The sequence below is a fragment of the Streptococcus saliviloxodontae genome, from assembly GCF_016908655.1.
Lineage (GTDB): Bacteria > Bacillota > Bacilli > Lactobacillales > Streptococcaceae > Streptococcus > Streptococcus saliviloxodontae.
This window is the reverse complement of sequence record NZ_JAFBEI010000031.1, coordinates 1-11,738: the sequence shown is the minus strand read 5'-3', so window position 1 is coordinate 11,738 and position 11,738 is coordinate 1. Positions and strand designations below refer to the sequence as shown.

Annotated in this window: 9 protein-coding genes; 6 read left to right on the top strand and 3 right to left on the bottom strand. The window is 42.1% G+C overall.

Annotated features, from left to right (window positions below; translation table 11 throughout):
• Window positions 1-120 precede the first annotated feature (120 nt).
• Window positions 121-672, bottom strand: a complete 552-nt coding sequence (locus JOC31_RS07425) for a hypothetical protein (RefSeq protein WP_205017529.1) — start codon at window positions 670-672, stop codon at window positions 121-123.
• Window positions 673-835: 163 nt separating this feature from the next.
• Window positions 836-1,702, bottom strand: a complete 867-nt coding sequence (locus tag JOC31_RS07420) for an RluA family pseudouridine synthase (protein WP_205017528.1) — start codon at window positions 1,700-1,702, stop codon at window positions 836-838.
• A gap of 168 nt (window positions 1,703-1,870) precedes the next feature.
• On the opposite strand from JOC31_RS07420, the gene pbp2a reads away from it, so the two are divergent.
• The 6 genes from pbp2a to JOC31_RS07390 all read left to right on the top strand — a co-directional run bounded on the left by pbp2a (window position 1,871) and on the right by JOC31_RS07390 (window position 8,674).
• Window positions 1,871-4,213 (top strand): penicillin-binding protein PBP2A, encoded by a 2,343-nt coding sequence (gene pbp2a / locus JOC31_RS07415; RefSeq protein ID WP_205017527.1) that lies wholly within the window; start codon window positions 1,871-1,873, stop codon window positions 4,211-4,213.
• 49 nt (window positions 4,214-4,262) lie between these two features.
• On the top strand, window positions 4,263-4,415 hold the full coding sequence (gene rpmG, locus JOC31_RS07410) for a 50S ribosomal protein L33 (protein ID WP_205009155.1): 153 nt from the start codon (window positions 4,263-4,265) through the stop codon (window positions 4,413-4,415).
• 14 nt (window positions 4,416-4,429) lie between these two features.
• A complete protein-coding gene (gene secE / locus JOC31_RS07405) occupies window positions 4,430-4,606 on the top strand; it encodes a preprotein translocase subunit SecE (protein ID WP_205017526.1) in 177 nt (58 codons plus the stop codon).
• A gap of 194 nt (window positions 4,607-4,800) precedes the next feature.
• On the top strand, window positions 4,801-5,340 hold the full coding sequence (gene nusG / locus JOC31_RS07400; RefSeq protein ID WP_205017525.1) for a transcription termination/antitermination protein NusG: 540 nt from the start codon (window positions 4,801-4,803) through the stop codon (window positions 5,338-5,340).
• Window positions 5,341-5,525: 185 nt separating this feature from the next.
• The gene (leuS, locus tag JOC31_RS07395) at window positions 5,526-8,027 is read left to right on the top strand and encodes a leucine--tRNA ligase (RefSeq protein ID WP_205017524.1); all 2,502 of its coding nucleotides are present in this window, start codon (window positions 5,526-5,528) and stop codon (window positions 8,025-8,027) included.
• Between the two features lie 56 nt (window positions 8,028-8,083).
• Window positions 8,084-8,674 carry a deoxynucleoside kinase gene (locus tag JOC31_RS07390; protein ID WP_205017523.1) on the top strand — a complete coding sequence of 197 codons (591 nt, stop codon included), beginning with the start codon at window positions 8,084-8,086 and terminating at the stop codon, window positions 8,672-8,674.
• A 135-nt stretch (window positions 8,675-8,809) separates the two neighbouring features.
• Here JOC31_RS07390 and JOC31_RS07385 read toward each other — a convergent pair whose 3' ends face one another.
• The gene (locus JOC31_RS07385) at window positions 8,810-11,416 is read right to left on the bottom strand and encodes a glycoside hydrolase family 66 protein (protein WP_205017522.1); all 2,607 of its coding nucleotides are present in this window, start codon (window positions 11,414-11,416) and stop codon (window positions 8,810-8,812) included.
• Between the last annotated feature and the right edge of the window lie 322 nt (window positions 11,417-11,738).

Below are 11,738 nucleotides of genomic sequence, written 5' to 3'. Positions count from 1 at the left end.
ATAATCAATACAAGCGAGAAGAATCGTCAATAACTAGTAGATAAAAAATGCCTAACAGCAATCGTTTTAATAGATTGAAGTCAGGCATTTTTCTTTTTCTAGGGTTTCTCTCTAGTCGTTTTAGTTATCTCGAAGTGCTAACCATGTGGCGATAACTTCTGCTTTGTCAGTTGATTGTGCCATATCTGTCGTTGAAAATGAGCAGGGCTTACCTTCTCTAGTACCAGTGGTTACAACTCCTTCATAGCCTGGTAGAGAAGCCCCTAATGGTGGGAATTCACCCTTAGGTGTGTCACCGATAATGACAAACCGATTAGCAAAGAATTCTCCTTCTAGATATGTTGAGTTTCTAGGATCTTCACCTGAAGCGAAGAAAAAGTACATCAAATCCTTGATTGTCGGATTTGAGATAGCTTCAATCTCATCTCCCAACTTGGAAGCTTCAATGGTTTCAACAGCTTGATCAAGTATAGGATTTCCAACAAGCCAAGCGTCTTCAACAGAAGAATCTGATTGAGATTGCTGATTATCTCCTGAACTGATAGGGCTTGATTTTGTTTGTGATGACTCTTGACTGACCGATGCTGCGGATGAAGTCTTGTTGTTGAAAGGGAGGGCAAGGAGAAGCGCGCCGGATAGGGTCACTAAGATAACCGTTATTATTTTTTTCATCGATTTAATCCTTTTTTAGAGCGTAGCTTAACAGAGAGATGACTAAAAGCAGACTTTCTTCGCTATCGTTTCCGAAATATTCCTCCTCTCAGAAAACGCTTACCATCTCTAACTTTATTTTATCACGGTGAGTATTCAATAACAACTAAAAGGCGGTTGTTGATCAAAATCCTTGTAGTACTTCCTCAAAACTGCTTGACGTTGCCTTGACAGTAATTGACGCTAGTGTAAAGGGGTGTGTCAAGCTGAGCTGATAGGCATGTAGCATAAGCCTAGGAGCGACTTTTTTACTGTAAAGAGGGTCGCCGAAAATAGCGTGCCCGTGGTGGCTGAGGTGGACACGGATTTGGTGGGTACGACCTGTTTTGAGTTGGCATTTGACTAGAGTGGCTTCTTGATAACTTTTGAGTTTGGTAACGATGGTAGTCGCTGTCTGACCGTTTTGTTTGTCAACCAGACGTTTACGACGGTCATGACGGTCACGTCCAATCTTATCGCGATAGGTCATTTGTTTGGCTGTAAATTGCCCCTCAGCCACTGCCCAGTAAGTGCGGTAGATGATTTTATCCTCCAGCATACGGTTTAAAATGGGGAGAACAAAGGGATTTTTGGCGAACATAAGGGCTCCGCTGGTCTCCATATCCAGTCGATGAACTACATAACAGGTTTGTCCGACGTAAGCAGAGACATGGTTGAGCAGGGCGATTTCAGTTGGCTCATTGCCGTGGGTTTTCATCCCCTCAGGCTTATTGACGATGATGAGATGTTCGTCTTCATAGAGACAATCAATTAGCTCTGCATTTCCAAAAGGAATGGTCTTTTCAGGATAATCCTCGTTGTCAAAGGTTAGGGAGATGACATCACCAGCTTTGACAGGACTCTGCCAGTTGATGGTTTGGCCGTTGACTAACAGGTGTTTCTTGGTACGTAAGAAATGACGGATTTTTCGAGGTACCAGCCAGTGGTCCTCTAAGAGTGACTTGACAGTGGTGTTCTCCATTTGTTCGGGGATGGTAATCGTGTATTGCATAGGCCTATTTTATCAAAAACTGTGGCAAAATGGGAGTGAGAAATGCACTTCTGCATGATAGGGAATTGTTTTGATAGCAGCTCTCTTTTTAAGCTGCTCTGAATTTGGACAGGCTCTTGTAAAATGTTTTTTGCTTAGATTTTAAGACTTTATTGCTATAATAATACTATGAAATGGATAGAAAATTTAAGAGAACAGATTGCTTCTAAGAAGGAAACCTTCTCTCAGAAGCTATCGAAACGAAAACAAGTCATATCAGATACTCCCCAAGAGGAGCTTTCTGATTCTGAGAAGTCAGAAGAAAACAACTCTCGAAAGGAGGAGAGACCAAGCAGTCAATACAAGCGTAGTCAGGATAGACATAGCTTGTCGGATAAGTTCTTTGCTCGCTTTCCTCAGTTGAGTTGGATGCTTAAATTAGTCCCGTCTAAGAAATCTTGGATTCGCCGTTTTTGGCGTCGCTACCATGTAGGCAAGATACTTCTTTTGGTGATGGCTCTCGGTGTTTTGACAATCGGATCATATTTATTTTACCTTGCTAAGTCAACCAAGGTTTCAGATCTTCAGGACGCGCTTAAGGCAACGACGATTATTTATGATAAGAACCAAGAGCAAGTCGGTAGCCTTTCTGGTCAGAAAGGAACCTATGTTGAGCTAGATGCCATTAATGACAGTATGGAAGAGGCTGTTGTAGCAACTGAGGACCGAAGTTTTTACAAAAATAAAGGGATTAACCTGTCGCGCTTCCTTCTGGCAACTTTTACTATGGGGCGTTTTGGAGGTGGATCAACCATTACACAACAACTTGCTAAGAACGCTTATTTGTCACAGGAGCAGACAGTCACACGTAAAGCGAAAGAGTTTTTCCTGGCTCTAGAATTGACCAAAAAGTACAGTAAAAGTGCTATTTTAACCATGTACTTGAACAATGCTTATTTTGGGAATTCGGTCTGGGGGATTGAGGACGCGAGTAAGAAATACTTTGGAGTTAGCGCATCAGACTTAACCTTGGATGAGGCAGCGACTCTAGCAGGAATGTTAAAGGGTCCTGAGATTTACAATCCAATCTATTCGATAGAAAATGCGACCAACCGTAGAAACACGGTCCTACAAGCTATGGTGGATGCAGGTAAGATTTCAGAATCCGAGGCTAAGGCAGCATCTGAGGTAGATATGTCTAGCCGCCTCAACGACACTTATACAGGTAGTCGAGATGATTACCAATACGCCTCTTACTTTGATGCTGTGATTCAGGAAGCTGAGAAAACATACGGTATTTCAGAAGACGACATTGTTAACAATGGTTATAAAATTTATACTGAACTAGATCAAAATTTCCAGTCTAATATGCAGCGACTTTTTGATGATAGCAATTACTTCCCGACCTCAAGCTATGACGGGCAATCAGCGCAGGCAGCTAGCGTAGCAATGGATCCTAAAACGGGGGCTGTTTGGGGCTTGGTAGGTCGCGTTCAGTCAACTTCAGCAACTTTCCGTAGCTACAACTACGCTACTCAAAGTGCAAGAAGTCCTGGTTCAACTATTAAACCCCTTGTGGTTTATACGCCTGCTGTAGTATCTGGCTATGCGATAAATACTGATTTGCCAAATACCGTTCAGGATTATAATGGCTATGCACCATCCAACTATGCTGGTTTTGAATCCGAATCAATCCCAATGTACCAAGCTCTAGCTAACTCTTATAATATTCCAGCTGTTTATCTGCTTAATGAGATGGGAGTTAATAAGGCATTTACTTATGGTAAAAAGTTTGGGCTTAGTATGGACAAGGCCAATAAGGAACTAGGAGTTGCTTTAGGAGGTGGCGTGACAACCAATCCGCTTCAAATGGCTCAAGCCTATGCTACCTTTGCTAACGGTGGTGTCATGCCAAAGGCACACCTCATTACTAAAATTGAGAATGCTAGTGGGGAGACTCTGGCTAGCTTTAAAGCATCAGAGACACGTGTGATGAGCGAGTCAGCAGCCAATAAGATGACTAGTATGATGATGGGGACCTTCTCAAATGGATCTGCCATCAATGCCAATGCCTACGGCTATACCCTAGCAGGTAAGACAGGGACAGTTGAGACGAGTTTTAATGCAGATTTGACGAGTGACCAGTGGGTCATTGGTTACACACCGGATGTCGTGATTAGTCAGTGGTTAGGATATGATTCAACAGATGAAAATCACTACTTGAGTGATGCCAGCTCAGGGACAGCTTCGACATTATTTAGCGATGTAGCTAGTGCGGTTCTCCCTTACACTGCAGGCAGTAGCTTTACAGTTGAGAATGCCTACAGTCAAAATGGGATTGCGCTGACATACAACACTGGAGGTAGCCAAACAGAGTCTCAATCTAGCTCATCATCTGATGTTTGGTCTAATATCCAAAACTCAGCCCAGGATGCTGGTGACTCTCTCGGTAAAGTTTTGGATACGGCAGGAAATGCTGTCAAAGATGCTTGGAACACCGTGTCAGGTTGGCTTAATCGTCAGACTAACTAGCTTGCCAAAATACCTGATGCGTGTTAAAATAAAGGTTACGGAGGCATTTATGGCACAGAAAAAAGCAAGTCTAGCGTGTGCAGAATGTGGTAGCCGCAATTACTCTATCGGAGTGAGTAGCAATCCTAAGCCAACACGTCTAGAAGTTAATAAGTTTTGTAAACATTGTAAAAAATACACTTTGCACAAAGAAACACGTTAAGAGAGGAAACGCTCGTGAAATTTATTCCAGGAGTTTTCAAAGTGTTGAAAGATACGACTTGGCCAAGTCGTGCTCAGCGCTGGAAAGACTATTTATCTGTTTTAGAATACACTTTCTTTTTCACCGTTGTTATCTATCTTTTTGACAAATTGATTTCATTCGGTGTACTTGAACTATTGAATCGATTCTAAACAATAGGTCTGAGGCTTAAGTCTCAGGCTTTTTTGTGTTCTTCTAAGGGAATTCATTGACTTTAGGACTGATTTTTCCTATAATAAAGTTACGAAATCAAGCAAGAGAAGGCCTGCGGGCTTTTTTATTGTCGCTTGGTAATGGTTCAGTCTTCTTGGCTTAGAAGCCTTGCTATTTCAGAAAGGATAAAAATATGTTAGATTCATTCGATAAAGGTTGGTTCGTCCTTCAAACTTACTCAGGTTATGAGAATAAAGTGAAAGAGAACCTTTTGCAACGTGCGCAAACTTACAACATGCTTGATAATATTTTGCGCGTGGAAATTCCAACTCAAACAGTAAACGTTGAGAAAAACGGTAAGACTAAAGAAGTTGAAGAAAATCGCTTCCCGGGTTATGTTTTGGTTGAGATGGTCATGACAGACGAAGCTTGGTTTGTTGTGCGTAATACGCCAAACGTTACTGGTTTCGTTGGATCACACGGTAACCGTTCAAAACCAACACCACTTCTTGAAGAAGAAATCCGTGCTATCCTCTTGTCAATGGGTCAAACAGTTGATGTCTTTGATACTAACATCAAAGAAGGTGACGTGGTTCAAATCATTGACGGTGCCTTCATGGGACAAGAAGGTCGTGTTGTTGAGATTGAAAACAACAAGGTGAAAATCATGATTAGCATGTTTGGTTCAGAAACACAGGCTGAGGTTGAACTTTACCAAATTGCAGAATTGTAAAAATAGATTAGGCTTTGTTGATAGACAAAGCCTTTTTGCTTGTTAGGAGTTTGTCGTGGGGGGTTGAAGTTTTTCTTTTTTTGCCCCTTGTTTCATGCTATAATAATAAGGATTAAATATTTTTAGAAGAAGGGAAGAACCTTGATAAGAGATTTGCACTCTTTATCAGTCTTGGTATCTTAAAGATGGCTTTCTACAACCACAAAGAAATTGAGCCTAAATGGCAAGCCTTTTGGGCAGATAATCACACCTTTAAAACAGGAACAGATGCATCAAAACCTAAGTTTTATGCCTTAGATATGTTCCCTTATCCGTCAGGAGCTGGTCTCCACGTTGGTCACCCAGAAGGGTACACAGCGACAGATATCCTTAGCCGTTTCAAACGTGCTCAAGGTCATAACGTCCTTCACCCAATGGGTTGGGATGCCTTTGGACTTCCTGCTGAGCAGTACGCTATGGATACTGGTAATGATCCAGCTGAGTTTACGGCTGAAAACATTGCCAACTTCAAACGTCAGATCAATGCCCTTGGGTTCTCATACGATTGGGATCGTGAAGTAAATACAACTGACCCTAACTACTACAAGTGGACCCAGTGGATTTTTACCAAGCTTTATGAAAAAGGCTTAGCCTACGAAGCTGAAGTACCCGTTAACTGGGTTGAGGAATTGGGAACAGCTATCGCCAACGAAGAAGTTTTGCCAGACGGCACATCTGAACGTGGTGGTTACCCTGTTGTTCGTAAGCCAATGCGTCAGTGGATGCTTAAAATCACGGCTTACGCAGAGCGTTTGCTTGAAGATTTGGAAGAAGTTGATTGGCCAGAGTCAATCAAGGACATGCAACGCAACTGGATTGGTAAATCAACAGGTGCTAATGTTACTTTCAAGGTTAAGGATACCGATAAAGACTTCACGGTCTTTACCACACGTCCTGATACGCTTTTTGGAGCGACTTACGCTGTTCTTGCTCCTGAGCATGCCCTTGTTGATGCGATTACAACGGATGACCAAGCTGATGCCGTTGCGGAGTACAAACGCCAAGCCAGTCTGAAATCAGACCTTGCTCGTACAGATCTTGCCAAAGAAAAAACAGGTGTCTGGACAGGTGCCTATGCGATTAACCCAGTCAATGGCAAAGAAATCCCAGTTTGGATTGCCGACTACGTTCTTGCTAGCTACGGAACAGGTGCGATCATGGCGGTACCAGCCCACGATGAGCGTGACTGGGAATTCGCTAAGCAGTTCAACCTAGACATCATCCCAGTTCTTGAGGGTGGTAATGTTGAAGAGACTGCTTATACAGAGGACGGTCTCCATATCAACTCAGGCTTCCTTGATGGTCTCGATAAAGCGGCAGCCATTGCCAAAATGGTAGAGTGGCTTGAGGCAGAAGGCGTTGGTAATGAAAAAGTGACTTATCGCCTACGCGACTGGCTCTTTAGCCGTCAACGTTACTGGGGTGAGCCAATTCCAATCATTCATTGGGAAGATGGCACAAGTACAGCCGTTCCAGAAAATGAATTACCACTTGTCTTGCCAGTAACCAAAGACATCCGTCCTTCAGGGACTGGTGAAAGTCCACTGGCTAACTTGACAGATTGGCTCGAAGTCACTCGTGAGGACGGTGTCAAAGGTCGCCGTGAGACCAATACTATGCCACAATGGGCTGGTTCAAGCTGGTACTACCTCCGTTACATTGACCCACACAATACTGAAAAATTAGCTGACGAAGAACTCCTCAAACAATGGTTGCCAGTAGATATCTACGTCGGTGGTGCAGAGCATGCTGTTCTTCACCTTCTCTACGCTCGCTTTTGGCATAAGGTTCTTTACGATCTTGGTGTTGTACCAACTAAAGAACCGTTCCAAAAACTCTTTAACCAAGGGATGATTTTGGGAACAAGCTACCGTGACAGCCGTGGTGCTCTTGTAGCTACTGATAAGGTTGAAAAACGTGACGGTTCATTCTTCCATGTAGAAACTGGCGAAGCGCTTGAACAAGCGCCAGCTAAGATGTCTAAATCTCTTAAAAACGTTGTCAACCCAGACGATGTGGTTGAGCAGTACGGTGCCGACACACTCCGCGTTTATGAGATGTTCATGGGACCACTTGATGCCTCAATTGCCTGGTCAGAAGAGGGTCTTGAAGGTTCACGTAAGTTCCTCGACCGTGTTTACCGTCTGGTGACAACTAAAGAAATGACTGAGGAAAATAGTGGAGCTCTTGACAAGGTTTACCATGAAACGGTTAAAGCGGTCACAGAGCAGATTGACCAGATGAAGTTCAACACAGCTATCGCACAGCTCATGGTCTTTGTTAATGCTGCTAATAAAGAAGACAAGCTTTTCCTTAACTATGCTAAAGGCATTGTCCAATTGATCGCACCATTTGCGCCACACTTGGGTGAAGAGTTGTGGCAAGTCTTGACAGCTTCAGGAGAGTCAATCTCTTATGTCCCTTGGCCAGTTCATGATGACAGCAAGTTGGTTGAAAACGAAGTTGAAATCGTTGTTCAAATCAAAGGTAAGGTCAAAGCTAAACTTGTTGTTGCCAAAGACCTTTCTCGTGAAGAGTTGGAAGCAACTGCTCTTGCTAATGACAAGGTTCAAGCTGAAATCGCAGGCAAAGACATTGTCAAAGTCATTGCTGTACCGAATAAACTGGTTAATATTGTCGTGAAATAAACATAAAACTCAGCCGAATATTGAATTTGGTTGAGTTTTTTTAGGAGGTATATGAGATGATTATTTCTATTCAGGGCTCTATGGCAGTTGGAAAGACGACTCTAGTGACCTATCTTCAAAATATTATCCCAGAGGCTTACGTTAGTTACGAGGACATTGGTCCAGTTGTGGAAGAAGTGAGCGCAAGAGAGTTGGATAAACACCTCTTTAGAGATTATGTTGCTATCCAGCGGTTATGGATTCAGCATGAGATTAAGCGTTACGATAAGGTAAAGGACAAACCTTTAGTACTGATGGATTTTGGAGCAGAAGAAATCGAGTTTTATACGCTTAATTATCCGTTGGCTATAGGAGAGGATTGGGATGTTTCAGGTGCTTTATCGGAAGAAATAGCAGAGCTAAGAAGCTGTTTGCCTGATGTGATTATTTTTCTGGAAGCTAGCGATGACACCCTGAAAGAACGCAGAATAGCTGATAAAAGCCGACGTCGTCAGTTTTTTGATTTTCAGTTGGAACGCTTACTCCCTTTGAAGAGAGCTTGGTTCAAACAGCAGGATAGGGGCGTTCATATGATTAATACCGATGACTTATCTGTCGAAGAAGTAGCTCAAGAAGTCTTGAAGGTCTTACCTAACGTTTTTATTTAAGGGATTCTTGCTAGAGAAACTTTTTAGAGCCTTTTAGTGGGCAGAGGATATGATAAAACCCCAATCTTAGGAGTTGACTGACTCTTAGGATTGGGGTTATTAGTTATTGTTTCACTTGATTTGGCAATTGATAGATTATTTGTCTTGTTTCTTTCTGAATAGGAGGCTACTTACTAGAATGAAACAGATTGTGCTTAAGGTCACCATAGATGTTTTAACAGTTTCAATTTGTTGGACGGTCTTATTTGTTGTTTCTTTTACTTGGCTTTTACTTGATGTAGATAGCTTAGTATTGCTTACTTTTTCAGTGTCTTCACGATCCTTATCTTGTGATGGTGTTTTTGCTAGTGTTTGTAGTAAGTTTGTAGCAAGTTTTTCTGCTTGGCTAGCTTGTGTTGTTGACTTAGATGGAGCAATTGTTCCATTTTGATAAGACTGATTAGGCAACTGTGTGCTAGTGCTAGCTGAGATTGAGTATTTGTTTTGGAGATAACTAGCGACTGAGGAGTTAGTATAGCTTGTTTGGTTTGCAAGCTTAGTGACATATATCAGGTCCCATATTTTGATACTAGGAACAGTGACTGAGAGGTAGTAGCGACCATTTTTATAGGTGATGCTAGTGACTGGTAGGGACCTCATCATAATACTATCAGTGTCTGGGGAAGCCCAGAAAACTCCAAAGTGTTGTGCTTGGTCTTGGGTCAAGCCTTTTTGAAGAGGGATGAGAAGGCTCAGATTATCTAAGAGATCAGGGTTGTTATTGTTATTGTGCCACTTATGGTCAGCATTGTAGGTGTTGAGGAGGTGGAAAATTTGATCGCCGTTACTTCTTTCTTTGGTGAAAGTATAGATTTTATTGGCTTCGTTTCGTGTTGAAGTGAGGTTCCAGCCATATTTGTTTTTGATTTGCACAATATTCTGAGTTTCGGTTAGGTCAGATCCGCGTAGTAGTTCCTCATAAGCGACGATAAATTGTTGGTAGTTAAAAATAGACTGAGCTACATCGTTGGTTACTTTCCAGTCTTGGTTGGGATAGTACTCATTTTGAATGATTCCAAATCCAGCTTCATCTTGTGACGAGTTTAAAGCCGCGACGGTCATATGATAGCCACCGCTAGCTGCTACGATAGCATCAACCATTAACTCACTACTTTTGTTGATGGCTTTGTTATTGAGGTTGGTTTCAGTGTAGATAGCCAGAATTGGAGATTTTCCGGTTAATTTTTTTTGCCGATCAACTAGACGTTTAAGATCGGCATAGGTGTCGTCTCCTGGTATGGACCAAACCTCTGAAAAAGGAACGGCAATGCCAGTAGTGGCTAAATCATCTGCTTGACCGGTGTTGATATCGTTGATAAGGTAATCATATCCTTGGCTTGTGAGAGCTTTAGCCGCGGTTTTAGACAGTGTGACATAGCCTTGTGCCATTTTAAAAGGAGTTGTTCTAGAGCCGTTGGCATTGATCTTATAAACCAAAGCATCTCCAATGGTATCAGCCTGCCAACCATTAAATCCACCTTCTTTGAGAGCAGCTAGCATTTTGGTGATGATGTAGTTTTGCCAGTTAGGGTCATTGGGATCAATGAATTCTTGGAAGTTAGTTTGGGTGATAGCATTAGGGCGTCCCAAGTGATTATTATCAGAGGCGTTGTAGAGGAGGGAGGATTGGAGATAGTCAGGGAGGTATTCGACCCAGCCGTTCATTTTAGAACGGGCGTTGAACATATTGTAGAGCATGGCTTTTCCTCCCTTATCTTGAATGTATTTGACAATGTCTTTAATCAAACTAGTCTCGATTTTTGGATTGGTCCAGGATGCCCATTCTTGATAAAAACTATCGACACCACTTGGAAAAGGATTTGAGGTGGTGTGATAGACATTGTAAAAGAAAAAATTGTTGATATGCATTTGATTAAGTTTCTCAACAGAAGACTTATAGCCATCAAGCTGATTTCTAGTCATTGAGAATCCATAATCAGTAGAGCCTGCTACCACGCCATAGCGTGGATAGATGGTCCAGTCGTCTTCGATAGATAAGCCAAGGGTTGAACTGTCTACTTGATTGCCTTGTTGATTGAGAGAGGATAGAGAAACAGTATATCCTGAATTAGGTGAGAAGATATAGGATGGTAGATTGACTGCGGCATTATTGTAGCTAGTCGTTTGATAGATGAGCTGATTTAAGTGGTAAATAGCGACATCTGTCTTAACAGCGTCGGAAGGTTGCTGAATGGTTAAGACAGCATCTTCTCCAGAACGATAGACAGACTTGCTGAAATTTCCAGTCAAGGAGTGGTTTTGTGAATTGGTTGAGCGATTGGTTTGATACTGCCAGTCTTGCGCTTGAGTGCTACTAAGAGGAGCTTGTTGAGTTGATACGGTACTCTCTTCTGTTACAGAATTACTGACGGTTGCATTGCTGACAGGAACTGTAGTATCCTGATTTTCTAATGATGACTCAGTAGTAGGAGGAGTTTCAAGCTCGTCATTGTCAGTAGTCGTTTGGTTGGCGGAGGTTTCAGAATCTCGGAGACTCGAGGCTATCATCGTGGATTCGGGCACTTGAGTCACGACATCTGTGACGGTTGCTTGTTGACTAGTGGTTGCGTCAGTAGTAGTTGCTAAAGAGGCGTCAGCATTGACTTTTTGAGCCATATTAAGAGAGAGGAGTGCCGTGATAGCGATAGATACAACGCCACATTTAAGTTTTTGCAGTGAAAAAATTTGTTTTTTAGTGTCCATGAAAAACCTTTCTGAAAATTAATGTAAAGTCTTTAAATTATACCAAAAATTTGCATAAAGGAAAACTCTAATCAAGTTAAATAAAGATAACAATTGACGGATTACTCTGAAAAATATGTTCTACACTAAGCTAAGCTTGTTGCTGAAATCGTCATTGTCAGTCGGACTGGGAAGTGAACGATCTAAACTCAAAAAAAGCATCCCAAGGTTTAACTATGTGTCTAGCTTTGTACTGACCCCAAAAAGTTGGACACTATATTTATTGAAGGGATTTAGTTCTGTATTGCACAGGACTAAGTCCTTTTAGTTTTGCTTTGATTCG

Coding starts and splice junctions, on each gene's coding strand:
- JOC31_RS07425 (WP_205017529.1), bottom strand. CDS start 672: ATGAAAAAAATAATAACGGTTATCTTAGTGACCCTATCCGGCGCGCTT.
- JOC31_RS07420 (WP_205017528.1), bottom strand. CDS start 1,702: ATGCAATACACGATTACCATCCCCGAACAAATGGAGAACACCACTGTC.
- pbp2a (WP_205017527.1), top strand. CDS start 1,871: ATGAAATGGATAGAAAATTTAAGAGAACAGATTGCTTCTAAGAAGGAA.
- rpmG (WP_205009155.1), top strand. CDS start 4,263: ATGGCACAGAAAAAAGCAAGTCTAGCGTGTGCAGAATGTGGTAGCCGC.
- nusG (WP_205017525.1), top strand. CDS start 4,801: ATGTTAGATTCATTCGATAAAGGTTGGTTCGTCCTTCAAACTTACTCA.
- leuS (WP_205017524.1), top strand. CDS start 5,526: ATGGCTTTCTACAACCACAAAGAAATTGAGCCTAAATGGCAAGCCTTT.
- JOC31_RS07390 (WP_205017523.1), top strand. CDS start 8,084: ATGATTATTTCTATTCAGGGCTCTATGGCAGTTGGAAAGACGACTCTA.
- JOC31_RS07385 (WP_205017522.1), bottom strand. CDS start 11,416: ATGGACACTAAAAAACAAATTTTTTCACTGCAAAAACTTAAATGTGGC.